Genomic DNA, 15,522 nt, shown 5'->3' with positions numbered 1-15,522 from the left:
TCCCCACCTGCGATCCCGGTTCGTCCGCGGCAGCCGCGCGCGGCAGCTGTGTCGAGCTCCATCCCGGTGGCTGACCGGAGAGCGCACGCTCATGCTCAAGCGCCTCATCCTCATCGACGGCCCCTCTTCGAGCAGCGATGGACGCTCGATCCGCGGGACGCCGCTCCTCTCCCCGTCCGACAGGGCGGCGCTCTCCAGGGAGTTCCCTGGCGTGGAGGTGGAGAGCGGCGCGCCCGGCCCGTCCGGGGGGGCGCTCCACGCTGTCGTCGACGCCCGCGCGTGGCGCGCGTCGGCGCTCGACCTGTGGGCGCTCGACACCCGCCTGCACGCGCTCGACGCCGGCGGCCTCTTCGACCTCCGTATCGAGGGGCTCGAGCGAGCGGGCGCCGCGCGCGCCGCCTACGAGGTGCTCACACGGTGCCAGCGCTTCATCCGCAGGAGGAACCTCGCCTCCGCGACGGCGGTCTTCGCCCGGGTCCTCGGGCGGCACCGGGAGCTCCACGATCTCGACAGGCCGCTCGTCCGCGCCGACCACGATCATGCGATCGACGTCTGGCAATGGATGCTCCGCCTCGAGCCGCGCGCCGGCGTCGCCGTCCAGGTGGCGGCGCTCTTCCACGACGTGGAGCGGCTCGTCTCCGAGGCGGACGTCCGGATGGAGCACCGCGCCCCGGACTACCAGGCGTTCAAGGACGAGCACGCGCGGCGCGGGGCCGCCCTGACGCGCGCCGCGCTCGCCGGCGTCGGGCTCGCGCCGGAGGTCCTCGACCGGATCGGCGCCCTGGTGGCGTCGCACGAGCGGCCGGGGGATGACGCCGAGCTCGCCCTGCTCAACGACGCTGACGCGCTCTCGTTCTTCTCGCTGAACAGCGCCGGGTTCCTCGACTGCTACGGGCCCGAGCACACCCGCGCCAAGGTGGCGTACACGCTCCGCCGACTCCGGCCCGAGGCGAGGGCGCTCTTGCCGCGGATCCGCTGCCGCCCCGAGGTGGAAGCGATGATCCCCGGCGAGCCGGGCAGGCCGCCGGCGCCGGAGACGCAGGCATCGAGGAGGTCCGCTCCGCCATGAGGCTCGTCATCTTCGGTCTGACGATCAGCTCGTCCTGGGGCAACGGCCACGCCACGCTGTGGCGCGGCGTCGTCTCCGCCCTCGGGCGGGCCGGGCACCGCGTCACCTTCTTCGAGCGCGACGTCCCGTATTACGCCGCGCACCGGGATCTGACGGCGCTCTCGCACGGCAACACGCTCCGGCTCTACACCTCGTTCGAGGACGTCCTCCCCGAGGCCAGGCGCGCCGTCCGTGAGGCCGACGCGGCGATGGTCACGTCGTACTGCCCCGACGGCGGCCCCGCGACCGACGTTGTCCTCGAGTCCGGCGCGCTCAAGGTCTTCTACGATCTCGACACGCCGGTGACGCTGGATCGCATCCAGGCCGGACAGCCGGTCGGCTACATCGGCCCGCGAGGCCTCGCCGATTTCGACTGCGTGCTCAGCTACACGGGCGGCGCGGCGCTCGATCAGCTCCAGGCGAAGCTCGGCGCCCGGCGGGTGTTCCCGCTCTACGGCAGCGCGGACCCGGCTGTGCACCGCCCGGTCCCGCCGCGGGACGGCTTCCGCGGGGATCTCTCGTACCTCGGCACGTACGCCGCCGACCGGCAGGCGGCGCTCTCCCGCTTCTTCCTCGAGGCGGCGAGGAGGCTGCCCGAGAAGCGGTTCGTCATCGGGGGCTCGCTCTACCCCGAGGACTTCCCGTGGGCGCAGAACGTCTATTACCTGCGCCACGTGGCCCCGCCGGATCACCCGGCGTTCTATTGCTCCTCGCGGCTGACGCTCAACGTGACGCGGGGAGCGATGGCGGCGATGGGCTACTGCCCTTCCGGGAGGCTCTTCGAGGCCGCCGCCTGCGGGACACCCATCCTGAGCGACGGGTGGGAGGGGCTCGACCGGTTCTTCACGCCGGGGAGGGAGATCCTCGTGGCGGCGACAACGGACGACGCGGTCGCGGCGCTCTCGCTCCCGGAGGGCGAGATCGCGGCCATCGCCCGCGCGGCGCGGGAGCGGGTGCTCGCGGAGCACAGCGCCGCGCGCCGCGCGGCGGAGCTCGTGGCCATTCTCGAGTCGGTGTCGGCTCATTGAACGGAGCCGAGGTCGGCTCATCGAACGGAGGGACGGCGCGATGTGGGGAGTGATTCCGGCGGCGGGCCTGGGCAGCAGGATCCAGCCGCTCGCGTTCTCGAAGGAGCTGCTCCCGGTGGGGACGCGCCTGGACGGCGACGTGGAGCGGCCGCGCGCGGTCAGCGAGTACCTCATCGACCGGATGGTGCTCGCCGGCGCGACCCGGCTCTGCATGGTGATCTCGCCGGGCAAGTCCGATATCGTCGAGTACTACGGCGCGAGCGTCGGCCCGGCGCACATCTGTTATGTGGTGCAGCCGGCCGCCGCCGGGCTCTGCGACGCCATCTTCCGGTCGCTCCCCTGGATCCGGCCGGAGGAGGACGTGCTCGTGGGGCTCCCCGACACGGTGTGGTTCCCGGAGCACGGGCTCTGCTCGCTCGGCGGCGGGGGGCTCTCGTTCCTGCTCTTTCCGGTCGAGCATCCAGAGCTCTTCGATGCGGTCGTCACCGACGAGGAGGGCCGGGTGCTCGAGATCCAGGTCAAGCAGCGCAACGCGCGCTCGCGGTGGGTCTGGGGCGCCTTCAGGCTCACGGGGGCGGTGATGCAGGAGCTCCATGACCTCTGGCGCGAGCGCGGGCGGGAGGACCCGTACATCGGGACCCTGGTGAACGAGTACCTCGCCCGCGGCGGCACCGCGCGCGCCGTGCGGGCCGGAGAGGCCTATGTCGACGTGGGGACGCTGCACGGCTACCACGAGGCCATCCAGCTCCTCAGCCGCGCCGCCGCGTGAAGGGAGGAGCCATGGAGAGGTGCGTCGAGGGAGCGGCGAAGTGGACGCGGGAGCAGATCCAGGAGCGCGTCCGCGGGCTCGGGCCGTGGTTCCACAACCTCGATCTCCGCGGGGTGAAGACGGCGCCCGACCATTTCCTCGGCGACTACCCCGCGTTCAAATGGAGGGGCTTCGCCGACGCCGTCCCGGCGGATCTCACGGGCAAGACGGTCCTCGACATCGGCTGCAACGCCGGCTTCTACTCGCTCGAGATGAAGCGGCGCGGGGCGGCGCGCGTCCTCGGGATCGACAGCGACGACGACTACCTGGCGCAGGCGCGCTTCGCCGCGGAGGTCTCCGGGGCGGACATCGAGTTCCGGAACCTCTCCGTGTACGACGTCGGCAGCCTCGGAGAGCGCTTCGATCTCGTGCTCTTCCTGGGCGTCCTGTACCACCTCCGCCACCCGCTCCTGGCGCTCGATCTGCTCCACGAGCACGTGGTCGGACACACGCTGATCTTCCAGAGCATGCAGCGCGGCAGCGCGGACGTGGCGCCGCTGGAGGAAGATTTCCCCTTCTCCGAGGAGGAGATCTTCGACGAGGCCGGTTATCCCAGGCTCCATTTCGTGGAGCACAGCTATGCGCACGACCCGACCAACTGGTGGGTGCCCAACCGGGCTTGCGCCGAGGCGATGCTGCGGAGCGCCGGCTTCGAGATCGTGAACCACCCCGAGCCCGAGGTCTACCTCTGCCGCCGGCGCGAGAGGGCCGCCGGTCGTCCGCCTGGCGCCGTCTATCCGGCGAGGCGAGCTTTCGTGAAGGGAGAGCAGGCGTGATCGAGGCGGTGATGCTCTGGAACGAGCCCAACAACAGGTCTCACTGGGATTTCGAGATCGACCCCGAGTGGACGACGTACGGAACCATGGTGAAGCTCGCCGCGGACGCGATCCGGAGCGAGCGCCACTGGCTGCTGCGCGTGCTGGGCGGCATCTCGCCGATCGATCCGGGGTTCATCGCCAACATGGGGCGGCAGGGCGTGCTCGAGCACGTCGACGTGGTCGCGGTGCACGGCTTCCCTCTCGACTGGAATCACTGGCAGATCCACGAGTGGCCCGCCAAGCTCGAGGAGATCCGCGTGGTGACCGACAGGCCTCTCTGGATCACCGAGATCGGCGTCTCCACGTTCGGCGCCGAGGAGGTGCAGGAGTTCGGTCTCCGGCGGAGCGCCGAGCTGCTCCGCGGCAAGGTCGAGCGGATCCACTGGTACAGCCTCTATGATCTGCCGCGCGCGTGGCCGGCGACGACCCGGCACCGGGAGGCCGAGGGCTCGTCGTATTACCGGCATTTCTACATGGGCCTGCTCCGCGAGGACGGGACGCCCAAGCGCGCGCTCCGGCTCTTCCCGGAGTACACCCCTGAATTCGGTCTGTGCCAGTGGTTCCACTTCGAGGACCACCGGCTCGACGACGCGGTGGCGTGGCTGAAGGAGCTCGGGGTGCGGCACCTCCGCACGGGCCTCAGCTGGGCCGACAGCTTCCGCCCCGGCGCCGAGGCCTGGTTCGACCGGCAGATGAAGGCGCTCGAGCCGTTCGAGGTGACCCTGACCTACTGCTTCACCCCGGAGCACGCCGGCCTCCGGCCCCACCACACGAGCCCTCCGCAGCGGATCGAGGAGTTCGCCGACTTCTGCGCCCGGATGACGCGGCGCTACGCATGAGACGACGCCGTGCGTAACGTGCGTAACGCGCGCAAAGAGGCGAGGGGCGGGTACGCGTCTGCCCGTCTGTCCGCGCTTTGCGCGCCGTCTGGCGCGCCGCGTCGCCGTTTGGTAGTGTGGGGATCGCTGCGTTTTGCGCCAGGACGACCTGGCCGCATGCGCTCCAGGTGGCTCATGTCCCACGTCGCGAGCACGCCGAAGCGAAAGAAGAGACCCGAGGAGCACTGCGGCATCCCGGGGAGGCGACCGGAGCCGCGGGCCGAGCTGCGCCGCGGGCGCGCGGAGGTGCCGTCGTGAACCTCGCCGTGCTCCGCCGTCAGGGCCCCTCCGCCCAGGAGCTCGCGTGGCCGCCGTTCTCGTGGCTCTCGTCGGGCCGGGCGCCGCGCTGTCTCGTCGTGCTCGCCCATCCGGACGACGAGACCATCGGGCTCGGCGCGCGGATCGGCCGGCTCAGCCCGATCGAGGTGGTCCACGTGACCGACGGGGCGCCGCGCGACGAGCGCTTCGTGCCCGCGGGCCTCGCCGGCATCGGGCGCGAGCGCTACGCCGCGCTCCGGCGCGAGGAGGTGACCCGCGCCATGTCGGCCGGCAACGTGCCCGCGGGGCGGCTCAGGTGCCTCGGCGCGGTCGACCAGGAGGCGATCGAGGAGGCGCCGAGCCTCGCCCGGCGGCTCGTCGAGCTGTTCGCCCGGACGCGGCCCGAGGTGGTGTTCACCCACCCCTACGAGGGCGGCCACCCCGATCACGACGCGGCGGCGCTCATCGTCCACGCGGCGGCGGTGCTCGCCCTCTGGAACGGCGTCACCGCGCCGCTGATCTTCGAGGCGGCGTCGTACCACGCCGCGCGCGGCCGCCTCCTCACCGGCGAGTTCATCGCGCACCCCGGCGTCCCCGAGATCGCGCTCCGGCTCTCGGACATCGAGGCGTCGCGGAAGCGCGCCATGCTGGCCTGCTTCGCCAGCCAGCGGGAGGTGCTCGCCCCGTTCGGCGCGGAGGTCGAGCGCTTCCGGCCGGCGCCCGCGTACGATTTCCGCAGGCCGCCGCACGATGGCCCGCTCCACTACGAGCGCCTCGGCTTCCCGATCGACGGCGCGCGCTGGCGGCGGCTCGCGGCGAAGACGCTCACGCTGCTCGGCCTCGAGCGCGAGCTGTGCCTCTGACGGTCCTGCTCGTCGGTTATCCGCTCGCGCCCGTGGGTCCGGACGCCATCGGCGGCGCCGAGCAGGTCCTCTCGATGCTCGACGAGGCGCTCTCGCGCGGCGGCCACCGGTCGATCGTTGTCGCCCCGGAGGGCTCCTCGTGCGCGGGGACGCTGGTCGCCACGCCGGCGCCCCCGCCGGGCGCCGTCCTCGACGAGGCGGCCAGGGAGCGGGCCTGGAGCCACCACCGGAGCGCCGTCGCCCGGGCCCTGGACAGGTATCCGATCGACCTCGTCCACCTGCACGGCGTCGATTTCGATCGCTATCTGCCCGAGCCGGGCGTGCCGGTGCTCGCGACCCTCCATCTCCCGCCGAGCTTCTATTCGCCTGCGGTGTTCGGTCTCGAGCGGCCGAGGACGTTCCTCCACTGCGTCTCCGTGACGCAGCGGCGCGCCTGTCCGCCGGGGGCGCGGCTCCTGCCCGAGATCCCGAACGGCGTCCGGCTGGAGCACTACCGGCCGAGGCGGTACAAGCGCGGCTTCGCCCTTGCGCTGGGCCGTATCTGCCCGGAGAAGGGCTATCACGTTGCCGTGGAGGCCTCGGTCCGCGCCGGCGTGCCGCTGCTCCTCGCCGGCCAGGCGTTCGGGTACGAGGAGCACACGCGGTATCTCCAGGAGGTCCTGCTGCCGATGCTGCGCGGGCCCGGGCCTGTGCGGCGCTTCCTTGGCCCGGTGGGCCTCGCCCGGAAGCGCCGCCTGCTCGCGGCGGCGCGGTGCCTGCTCGTCCCCAGCCTCGTGCAGGAGACCAGCTCGCTCGTGGCGCTGGAGGCGCTGGCCTCGGGCACGCCCGTGATCGCGCTGCGCGGCGCCGGCGCGCTGCCGGAGATCGTCGAGCACGGCCGGACGGGGTTCCTTGTGGACGGCGTTGCGGAGATGGCGGACGCGATGGCGAGGGTCGACCGGCTCGACCCGGCGGCGTGCCGTCGCGCGGCCGAGGAGCGCTTCTCGGCGGCGGCGACGGCGGCGGCGTACCTCGAGACGTACCGCCGGATCCTGCGCGAAGGGTGAAGCGCCGGGTCGCCGTGCTGGGGATGGAGGGCGACGCTCTCAGCCAGCGGCCGCGCCGCGGGATCGCAAAGGCCTCTCAGCGAGCGTTGCAGGCGAAGACGTGCTCGATGGCGTCCACGCACATCTGCTCCGCGACCTCCCGGGTGACCCGAGCCAGCACCCGGAACCGCGTGAGCTCGGTCAGGGTCTGGTACACGTTGACCTCGGCGATCACCTCTCCGTCGCCCGCGGCCTCGGCGCTGTAGAAGAGGCGGATCAGGTTGTTCGCCTTCGCCGGAACGCCCCGGAGCAGGAGGTGAAACTCGATGCTGGGGGTCTTCTCGCCCACGTCCTGCTCGATCCGGTAAGCGTGGCCTGACGAGGCGAGCTCACGGCCGATGGCCTCGAACGTGGGAACGAAGGTGTCGGCCAGGATCCGCCGGAATTCATCGATGAACACCTGGCGCCGGTCCGGCGGGCTATCGCCGTTCGTGCTCCGGGCAAGGCGATCGCCGTATTTCTTTTGAATGATCCCCAGGCGGATGCGGGTAGTTTCATCGATGGCCACGTGGGTGTCCCTCAGCGGTCAGAACAGGGCGGGATCTCGGGCGCTCTCGCGGGTGATCGAGCGGGCGGTTCTCGCGGATGACCGAGCGGCCGTCACTTGAGGATCAGGACCTTGGTCTGGCTCGGGACAATGGTCGTCGAGTTCGTGTTGATCTGGTTCCCGAGGCCGTTCGCGCTGAGCACCACCGCCGGTTTTCCCTGCCACAACGTGTTGCGAGAGAATCGGAGACGCCTCGCGGGGCCCATGTTGCGGCCGGAGATCACGCCGCCGAGGAGCCCAGGGTTGTCGCCGGAGGTGATCGGAATGGTGGTCGCCAGCGTATGGGCGGGAGCGGGCCCGATGCGCACTTTGTACGCTGGGGACGTCCCCATGGGCTTCGCCGCAAAGTTTGGAAATGGGACGGGGATGGTCGTCGGAAGACGGCAGACGTCCGGGATGCCAAAGTCCATTCCGCCGCGCGATGTGATTGCAAACATGGTCGTTCACCCTACCTGGATCTGATCGGCGTCGATCTTCACGACGTGGCACGCGGTGATCTTGGCGTTCTCGCTGTGGATGGCGAGGTTGCCCTTGGCTGCGTAGTCGATGCGCTCGGCGCGCACATGGTCAGCCTCTTCCACGATGCGGTAGGAGCGCTTCACCCTCTGTGACAGCCGTTCGAGCGCCGAGTCGAGGCTCCGGCCGATCAGCTTGGCCCGGTCGACCTCCCCGCGGGCCATCTTGCTGAGGAGCGTGAACAGCTCCACCGCGACGTGCCCCTCCTTGGCCTGGACACGGAAGGTCGACGCGGCCATCGAGAGGTCCTTGCCGGCGGCCACGTGGACACCGTCGGGCGCCGCGATGCCCAGCGAGCCGCGCCGCAGGCGAATCTGGAGATCTCCTTCGGAGACGAGGTGTAAGGGCGCGCCTTCCTCCCGCTCCAGAACGGCGAGGATGTAATGCGCGCCGTTCACGGCGGTGAGGAGCACCATGTCGCCGGCGGCGGGCTCCAGCAGACAGCTCGTCGCGCGCTTCGCGCGGACCTCGCCGTTCTCGGTCTCGACGATGTACGCGGAGCCATCGATGCGGAGCACGGCGCCGTGTTCGCCGTGGGCTTCCCGCTGGGTCTGTCTCGCTCTTGCTGCGCTCTGCATGGTTTCCTCATGAGTGAGGGGTGCGTTGACTGCCGGCAGGCCTCCCAAGGACGTTGGCCTGCCACTCTTCTGCTTCCTTGAGCTCCTGGTCGTCTCCGTGCGCCAGCGCCTTGCCCGGCGGCCAGATGGTGCCCTTGTCCGTCACGCGGTGCAGCCGCGCGCGCGACAGCGTCGCGTCGGAAAAGTCGGAGAAGGATACGTCGGCGTGGGAGAAATCTGCGTAGCTCAGGTCTGCCCGGCAGAAGCGGGCACCCGGGCAGCTCGCCCGGTGCCAGACGCTCATCTCGAGCCGCGCTCCCGAGAGGTTCGTGGCGCCCGCGCGCGCGTCGACGAAGAGCGCCTGGCTCAGGTCGGCCTGGGTGAGGCTCGCGTTCATCAGGGTCGCTTCGACGAAGTCGGCAAGCTGGGCGACGGCGCCGTCCAGCCGAGCTCCGGTCAAGTTGGCGCCCTTGAAGCCGCATTGCGTCAGCGTGGCCCCTGAAAAGTCGCAGCCGCGCAGGTCGGCGCTGGTAAATTGCGTTCTGCTGAGGTCCATCCGCCGGAAGTCCTTGGACCCCATCCGCACCTCGACAAGGATCGCTTCCACGAGGGTGATCCCCGTGAGAATGGCCTGGGACAGGTCCTGACGGAACAAGACGGCCCTGGTCAGGTTGGCCTGAGAGAAGTCCGTGCCCTCGAGCGTGACGCCAAACAGGGTGCCGTCGGTCAGGTTGGCACGGACGAACCGGGCGTTCTTGAGCTGGGCATGGTCGATGGTGGCCGACGAGAGGTCGGCTCCGGTCAGATCGGCCGATTCGAGGTCCACGGCCGAGAGGCTCGCTCCAACCAGCGAGGCGTCGGTGAGCACGGCCCCCGCGAGCGTGCAGTCCATGGCCGTGCCAAGGTGAAAATCCAGCCCCTTCAGGTTGGCTCCCGCGAGGTCACAGCGATGAAAGATCGCCTCGCGCACCTTGACGCCGGTCAGATTGGCGTTGGTGAAGCGGACATCTTCGAAGATCCCGCCGGAGAGGTCGAGCCCCGACAGGTCGCAGCCCGACAGGTCCAGCTCCGAAACGACCTCTTCTTGCTCGATCAGCTTGCACAGCGCTTCCCTGTCCATGCTCCCTCTAGAACACCGATCACATTGAAACCCGGAGAAATTTCACAGGGAGGCGGGGAGGCGGGGAGGAAGAAAAAATGAACTTCTTTCTCTTGCCGTCTCTCGCTCCCCGCCTCCCCGCCTCCCTGTGAAATTTCTGCTCTTTCTCGTGGTTTCAGCCCGTTTGTCGCTCTAGGCCGGTATTACCCTGAGTCGCTTGAGGTTGGCGCCGGCAAAGCTCGTGTCGTCATCTCCAACCATTCGATCGGCGCATGCGCTGAACAGGTTGGCTTTCTCGAAGTTGGCCCCCTCGACGCACGCATGGTTCATGACGCTCTGCCTCAGGTCAGCCGCGTAGAGCGACGCCCTGGTGAGGTTGGCGCGGGTCAGCATGGCTTCGGCGAGGTTCGCGCGATCGAGGCTCGCCTCCGTCAGGTCGGCCTCGTTGAGCAGCGCGCCGCGCAGGTCGGCGTCGGAGAGGTCGCTGCCGGCGAGGCTCGTCCCCATCAGGTTCGCGCCGGCGAGCGTCGCGCCGGAGAAGTCTGCGCCGGCGAAGGACGAGCCCATCACGCTCGTGAGGTCCTTTGCCATCACGTTCCGGAAGATGGCGCCGTCGCCCTGGGCGGCGATGAAGGTGGCGGAGCTCAGGTCGACGCCGGTGAAATCGACCTCGGTCACATTCACCTCGTTGAAGGTGCACCCCGTGAGCCGCGCGCCCACGAGGCGCGCTCCCGTGAGGTCCACCTGCTGGAACATCGCCTCTTCCGCGACGACGTTCTCCAGGTTGGTGTCGCAGAAATTGGCCTCGGAGAGGTCGGCGCGCGAGAGATTGGCGCCGGACAGATCCGCTCCCCAGAGGTCCGCCTTGACGAGCACGGCCTCGCCGAAATCGACGCCTCCCGTGGCCTTCACGTCCCGCAGGCACGCCGAGCCAAAATTGGCTCCGTTGAGCCTGGCCTCCGAGAGATCCGCGGCCTCCAGGTTGGCTCGCGCCAGGACGGCTCCTGTGAGCTTCGCCTTTCGCAGGATGCTCCCGGTGAGAAAGGCCGACTCGAGCATGGCGCCCTCGAGGTCGATCCCCTCGAGGTCGAGGTGAGAGAGGTCGGCGCCCGTGAGGTCGCATCCCGCGAAGCTCCGCCCCTCCTTGTGCCCGGCCTCCACTTCGCGGCGAAGTCGCAGCGATTCTTCGCTGTCGAGGGGCGCGGCGGCCGCCAGGAGATGCGCGAGCCGCGGCCCGTCTTCGCCCAGCTCGGCGAACGACGAGGCCCTGTCGTCCAGATCCTCCGCGGACGCGAAGCCCTCATCATCCGCGGCTTCACCGCCCCAGGCCTCGTCCTCGGGCAGGGCGTGGGCAGCCTCGGGCGCCTCGTCGTGGAGGTGGAATGTGTCGTCGAGGTCCTCGTCAGCGGCGGCCTGGGTCTCGTCCTCGAAGGCTTGCCAATCCAGCGACGACACCAGCTCTTCGGTCTTCTCCGGCGTGAAGCCCTCGCTGGTCAGCGACTGCCGCATGCGCTCGCGGACCTCCGACATCCTGATCTCGCTCGGGCCCTCGGCGGCGTTCTGACGCGCCCTCGCCAACAGGGCACCGACGTCGACCCCGTGCGCCGTCAGCCCGCTGCCGAGCCTGCCCTCGACCAGGCGGACCACAGCCTCTTCGGATGCTTCCGGGTCATCGAGGGACGCGAGGTCGTCTGAGGGCTCTTCCTGGGCGAGGTGCGCCTCTGGATCGATGCCGTGGTCTCGCAGCTGCTTCTTGCCCCATTCCGTGAGCGCTTCCTGCGCGCGAAGCGCTTCGGCCTCCTCGGGGTCGTCTTCCAGGGCGGGCGTCGTCGCCGAGGCTGCAAACGCGAGCGCCTCCGGGTCCGCCTCGTGGTCCACCCCTGTGTCCGCCTGGGACCACGCGGGGCTCTCCTCTTCCTCCGTCTCCGTGCCCTCCGGGAAGTCCGTGGCTAGCTCCGCCTCGTCCTCGTCGGCCGTGGCGACGAGGTACTCGGAGTCGGTCCCCATTTCGGCGAGCTCGGCCTCGGTCGCCTCGACGTCCTGGTCCCCCTCGAGCTCGGCCTCGGCCGCCTCGACGTCGGGGTCCTCCGCTGCTCTCGCTCCGTGGACACCGGCGGTGACGACACCGGCGCCGGCCGCGACTGCAGCCGCGCGCTTGACGGATCGAGCCGGAGTGCCTCCCAGAAACCCCTCTCTCCTGAGCTTCGACGCGAGCCCGGAGAGCGTGTCATCGGGCAGCGGCGGCGCCTCCGGATCCTCGGGCTCGGGCATGAGCGTGTCGTCCTGGTCATCCGGGAGATCGTTGCTCAGAGGGCCAAGCCGGGGGATCAGGTAATCGTGGTAATAGGCGACGGGCCTGGGAGCACCCATGGCTTCGCAGGCGACCAGCACGGCCACCACGTCGTCCGCGTCGTCCTCGGAGATCTCGATGCCGCCGCGGAAGAGGACGACCCCCCGCTCGCGGTGCGGGAACAGACGCACCGTGTCGAGCTTCATCGCGGGCTCGTGGATCTCCACACCGTCGCTCGTCTTGAGGACGACGAAGCATCGACTCGCAACCCCGGGGAGGGCGCCTTCGATCCGGGGCCTGTCGGGGTGCATGTTCTCGACAACGAAGGTCTCGTCGCCCCGGAAAACCCCGTCGATCTGCTGGTCTTCCGGGGCCATGTTGAACAGCGTCGGGTCCAGATCCCGCGCGAGACCAGGGAAGCACTGGTCGCGCCACGCCGCGTCGTAGGTGCCGATCTTGGAGAACCGCTGGGGCCACGTCAGGTCGTAGCCGTCGAGGCCGGCGGGCGTCGGGCAGTCGCTGCGCGCGTGGATGAGGTGCCTGGGCGACTCGATGTTGGGGAGCGCCGCGCTCTTGTCGCCGTGGCCTTTGCCCAGCGGGTTCCTGGCGAAATCCTTCCCGCCAAAGGCGTTTCGCCAGGTGACGGGCATCTCGGTGAAGGGCGCCGGGTCCGACATGCCCAGCATCCCCCACGTCCGGTCGCCGATGACGTAGAGGCTCTTGTTGATGGGTCCGAGCTGGACGCGGACCGAGCTCGCGGGGCGGGCGACGCGCCCCGGCGGATAGCAGCGGCCCGTGACGAGGAGCTCGCCCCGGGTCTTGGGGTTGAACTCGTCGAGGAGGCCGTCCTCGCCGAGCTCCTCCATGGCCATCTTCCAGACCGTGGGCTCATAGAGCAGCCGGGCCGGCCGATCGTAGGAGAAGCCGACGAAGGTGGTGACCACGAGGTGCGGGGTGCGCTGGTGCATGAAGACCCTCGGCACCACCCCGAGGCGCATGGGCTTGACGATTTTCATCCGACGGACTCCAGGGTAGCGGGCTCGATGGATCGTTCGGCTCAGCGCCGGGCGCGAGCCTGTTCCACACTCGATGGGTGGATTACTTCAGGATGTGCAAGTCCGCATTCGAGAGGCCGAGTCGAGTTTTGATCGTCATGATCTCGGCTGAGGCCTTGTAGCCCTTTGCCGAGATTTCTGCTGCGTTCAATTTCTTTATCTCCAAGGGGGCGCGTTTGAATGCTAGCCCCTTGATGTTCTCGTATTTGGTTCCGTTGATGACCTCGACGCGCGACCCGATCTTGGTCGTGTAGAGGCCTGTTATCTTGCTGTCGGCGGTGCCATGGATGGTGCTCGAGCTCGGTCCATAGACCGTGGTTCTTCTGGGGCCATAGATCTTGGCGGTGTTACCGCCCCTGATCGTCTTCGAGCTTCCCCCCGCGTGAACGGTGGTCGTTCGCCCTGCGTAGAAATTGCCGGTGGCATGGCCGCGGACGTCTGTGCGTCGGGTCCCGTTGACATCGGTCTCGCTGGTGCCGTTGATCGTCGTTTTGTTCGATACGAAGACCGTCGTCTCTCGCCCGTTGAAGAAGGTGCTGTCGTCCTTGCCTCTGATCTGGGTGTTGCGCTTCCCCATGATGCGCAAGCTGCTGTTGCCCCTGATGGTGGCGACGCGATCGCCCACGAGCGTGAACGTGTCGTCGCCCCCGATCCACGTGGTCCGATTCCCCGTGATGTTGGTCTTTCGGTTGCCGCGGAGGGTCGTCTTCTCATTGCCGAGGATGGTCGTGTGGCGATAGCCCAAGATCACGTTCTGTGAGTATCCGGCGATGAAGCTCCCGGCGTACCCCCCGACGGCGCTCAAGCTGAAGCCCCCGATCACGCTCTCGGAGATGCCCACGGTGATCGCCGTTCGGTTGCCGGTCACGATGTTCTCGGAGCTGCCTCCGATCCACACATAAGCGTGGCCTTGCGACTTGACCTCGTACGAGGCGCCGCCGTTGGGGGCCCCCATGCGGAGGTAGGTGTTGTCATAAGGCGTCGACAGCGTGACCCGCTCTTGCCCGGCCTGGTCTTCGAGCTCGAGCCGGTTCCGCCCGCCCGTCTGGATCACGTTCCGCGTGTTGTTCCCCGACGTGACCGGGCTCGGCGTGAGCGCGTTGGGCGCGACGCCGACGATGGCCGGCCGGTCGGGATCGCCCCCCTCGAAGGCGCACATGACCTCGACGCCGGCGCGCAGCGGGAAGTGGAAGCCCTCGATGCCGCCGCCATGGGGCTGGAGCATCCGGACCCAGGTCGACGCCTTGCCCCCGCTCAGGTCGCTCTCGTCGAAGAGGAACTTGATCCGGTAGCGACCATGGCTGTCGATCTGCGCGTACTCGCTGACCGCCGCGCCCTCGACGATCGCGATCTCGGTGCCGTAGATGCGCGGCCACTCGGTGACCTGCGGCGCGCGGAACTGCGTCGTCGTGGGGATGGCCTTGGCCTCCATGCGGTAGTTCTCGGTCCACGTCGCGAAGTCGCGGAGCTCGGGCATGTCCGGGGCCTGGTTGGACCAGTGCTCGACCTCGATGGTCAGGTACTTCGTGTTGAACGCGGCCCGCGGGTGGTCCTCGATCTCGAAGGTGAACCCGGGGACCACGGTCGCCGCCTTGCCCATCGCCTGGTAGACGACGCCGGTCGCGGAGAGGCTCTCGGCCTTGATCCGCGCCAGCCGCGCCCCGTCGCCCGCCGAGAAGAACCGCGCGCCGAACACGCTGACCTCGCCAACGCCGCTCGGGCTGACCGACGCCTGCCCGGTGACCGGTACGGCCGGCGTGGCGTAGTTGTAGTCCTTGAGGCGGACCGTGCCGGGCACGGCGTCATGCCGGCAGGTGAAGGCGTGGAAGGTGTCCTTCGCGGTGTTGGCGCCGCCAGGTTGCGGGAAATACCGAATGGGCTTGCCGCCGTGGGGCTGATGGGCCGACTTGTTATCGACAAGCACCAGCGTCTCGCCGCCCTCCCCATGCTCGAAGTAATAATAGATGCCTTCGCGCTCCATCCACCGGGCGACGAAGGCATAGTCGGTCTCGCGGTACTGGCAGACGTGCTCCTCGGCGGTGTAGGAGCCCTGGAGCTGGAGCGCGCAGTCCGTGACGCCGCCCTTCTGAAGGACGGCTTGAAGGATCGCCGGGATGGCCTGCTCCGTGAAGACACGGCTGTGAAACGACATGGCGAGCAAGGCGAGGCGCGGGACCATGGTGGCCCGGAAGACGGACCGGCCGGCGAATTCGTTGATGAGCTCGATGCTGCCGAGGACGCCGCTCCGAAGGAAGGGCTCGCCGCCGTCGCTTCGCTCCAGGGAGATGCTCACCGGCTGCCCCACGGCCGCCGCCATATCAAAGCTCTGGCCGACATCGTTCGTCATCACCAGGTAGAGCTCGAAGCGATACGGCTTCGAGATGCCCTCGGTGCCATGAAAAGCTACGAGCTTGGTGGAAGAGGGCAGGGCGCTTGATTGGACGACGAAATTGTCAGGCATGGCGAGCCTCACGGGTGTGAAACGGCGGCAAGCAAAGACGCGCTGACGAGTGTAGACGGAAATTGTGTCGATTGTATGGCGAGCTACCTGCTTGTCGTTGTCTTTCGATGGCGTTGGGGTGACGGACGCGTTGCACCTGATGTCATCCGCT

14 protein-coding genes are annotated in these 15,522 nt (G+C 69.0%); 8 read left to right on the top strand and 6 right to left on the bottom strand.

The annotated features are described in order from the left end of the window. Positions 1–91: 91 nt before the first annotated feature. From WME97_RS35975 to WME97_RS35940, 8 genes are all read left to right on the top strand, one after another. The gene (locus WME97_RS35975; protein ID WP_437544443.1) at positions 92–1,069 is read left to right on the top strand and encodes a DUF4202 family protein; all 978 of its coding nucleotides are present in this window, start codon (positions 92–94) and stop codon (positions 1,067–1,069) included. Continuing rightward, positions 1,066–2,136, top strand: a complete 1,071-nt coding sequence (locus WME97_RS35970) for a CgeB family protein (protein WP_437544441.1) — start codon at positions 1,066–1,068, stop codon at positions 2,134–2,136. The genes WME97_RS35975 and WME97_RS35970 overlap by 4 nt, the downstream gene beginning before the upstream one ends. Before the next feature lie 40 nt (positions 2,137–2,176). After that, the gene (locus WME97_RS35965) at positions 2,177–2,905 is read left to right on the top strand and encodes a sugar phosphate nucleotidyltransferase (protein ID WP_437544439.1); all 729 of its coding nucleotides are present in this window, start codon (positions 2,177–2,179) and stop codon (positions 2,903–2,905) included. 11 nt (positions 2,906–2,916) lie between these two features. Beyond that, the gene (locus WME97_RS35960; RefSeq protein WP_437544437.1) at positions 2,917–3,720 is read left to right on the top strand and encodes a TIGR04290 family methyltransferase; all 804 of its coding nucleotides are present in this window, start codon (positions 2,917–2,919) and stop codon (positions 3,718–3,720) included. Next, positions 3,717–4,601 (top strand): beta-xylosidase, encoded by an 885-nt coding sequence (locus WME97_RS35955; RefSeq protein WP_437544435.1) that lies wholly within the window; start codon positions 3,717–3,719, stop codon positions 4,599–4,601. Before WME97_RS35960 ends, WME97_RS35955 begins: the two co-directional genes overlap by 4 nt. A gap of 174 nt (positions 4,602–4,775) precedes the next feature. Next, positions 4,776–4,898 (top strand): hypothetical protein, encoded by a 123-nt coding sequence (locus WME97_RS35950; RefSeq protein WP_437544433.1) that lies wholly within the window; start codon positions 4,776–4,778, stop codon positions 4,896–4,898. Further along, entirely contained in the window at positions 4,895–5,761 is an 867-nt protein-coding gene (locus tag WME97_RS35945) for a PIG-L deacetylase family protein (RefSeq protein WP_437544431.1), read from the top strand. The genes WME97_RS35950 and WME97_RS35945 overlap by 4 nt, the downstream gene beginning before the upstream one ends. Next, positions 5,752–6,807, top strand: coding sequence for a glycosyltransferase family 4 protein (locus WME97_RS35940; protein WP_437544429.1), 1,056 nt, complete (start codon positions 5,752–5,754; stop codon positions 6,805–6,807). Before WME97_RS35945 ends, WME97_RS35940 begins: the two co-directional genes overlap by 10 nt. Positions 6,808–6,883: 76 nt before the next feature. On the opposite strand, the gene WME97_RS35935 is transcribed toward WME97_RS35940, so the two are convergent. The 6 genes from WME97_RS35935 to WME97_RS35910 all read right to left on the bottom strand — a co-directional run bounded on the left by WME97_RS35935 (position 6,884) and on the right by WME97_RS35910 (position 15,371). Then, positions 6,884–7,354, bottom strand: coding sequence for a hypothetical protein (locus WME97_RS35935; protein WP_437544427.1), 471 nt, complete (start codon positions 7,352–7,354; stop codon positions 6,884–6,886). Positions 7,355–7,446: 92 nt separating this feature from the next. After that, positions 7,447–7,803, bottom strand: coding sequence for a DUF4150 domain-containing protein (locus WME97_RS35930; protein ID WP_437544425.1), 357 nt, complete (start codon positions 7,801–7,803; stop codon positions 7,447–7,449). Between the two features lie 33 nt (positions 7,804–7,836). Further along, on the bottom strand, positions 7,837–8,487 hold the full coding sequence (locus WME97_RS35925) for a DUF3540 domain-containing protein (protein WP_437544423.1): 651 nt from the start codon (positions 8,485–8,487) through the stop codon (positions 7,837–7,839). A gap of 7 nt (positions 8,488–8,494) precedes the next feature. Further along, positions 8,495–9,586, bottom strand: coding sequence for a pentapeptide repeat-containing protein (locus WME97_RS35920; RefSeq protein WP_437544421.1), 1,092 nt, complete (start codon positions 9,584–9,586; stop codon positions 8,495–8,497). Positions 9,587–9,757: 171 nt separating this feature from the next. Next, entirely contained in the window at positions 9,758–12,871 is a 3,114-nt protein-coding gene (locus tag WME97_RS35915) for a DUF2169 domain-containing protein (protein WP_437544419.1), read from the bottom strand. Positions 12,872–12,953: 82 nt separating this feature from the next. Further along, positions 12,954–15,371, bottom strand: coding sequence for a type VI secretion system Vgr family protein (locus WME97_RS35910; protein ID WP_437544418.1), 2,418 nt, complete (start codon positions 15,369–15,371; stop codon positions 12,954–12,956). Positions 15,372–15,522: the final 151 nt, after the last annotated feature.

The sequence above is a fragment of the Sorangium sp. So ce367 genome (genome assembly GCF_051520455.1).
Classification (GTDB): domain Bacteria; phylum Myxococcota_A; class Polyangia; order Polyangiales; family Polyangiaceae; genus Sorangium; species Sorangium cellulosum_B.
This window is presented reverse-complemented; position numbering and strand designations above follow the sequence as displayed.

Coding starts and splice junctions, on each gene's coding strand:
- WME97_RS35975 (WP_437544443.1), top strand. CDS start 92: ATGCTCAAGCGCCTCATCCTCATCGACGGCCCCTCTTCGAGCAGCGAT.
- WME97_RS35970 (WP_437544441.1), top strand. CDS start 1,066: ATGAGGCTCGTCATCTTCGGTCTGACGATCAGCTCGTCCTGGGGCAAC.
- WME97_RS35965 (WP_437544439.1), top strand. CDS start 2,177: ATGTGGGGAGTGATTCCGGCGGCGGGCCTGGGCAGCAGGATCCAGCCG.
- WME97_RS35960 (WP_437544437.1), top strand. CDS start 2,917: ATGGAGAGGTGCGTCGAGGGAGCGGCGAAGTGGACGCGGGAGCAGATC.
- WME97_RS35950 (WP_437544433.1), top strand. CDS start 4,776: ATGTCCCACGTCGCGAGCACGCCGAAGCGAAAGAAGAGACCCGAGGAG.
- WME97_RS35930 (WP_437544425.1), bottom strand. CDS start 7,803: ATGGACTTTGGCATCCCGGACGTCTGCCGTCTTCCGACGACCATCCCC.
- WME97_RS35925 (WP_437544423.1), bottom strand. CDS start 8,487: ATGCAGAGCGCAGCAAGAGCGAGACAGACCCAGCGGGAAGCCCACGGC.
- WME97_RS35920 (WP_437544421.1), bottom strand. CDS start 9,586: ATGGACAGGGAAGCGCTGTGCAAGCTGATCGAGCAAGAAGAGGTCGTT.
- WME97_RS35915 (WP_437544419.1), bottom strand. CDS start 12,871: ATGAAAATCGTCAAGCCCATGCGCCTCGGGGTGGTGCCGAGGGTCTTC.
- WME97_RS35910 (WP_437544418.1), bottom strand. CDS start 15,371: ATGCCTGACAATTTCGTCGTCCAATCAAGCGCCCTGCCCTCTTCCACC.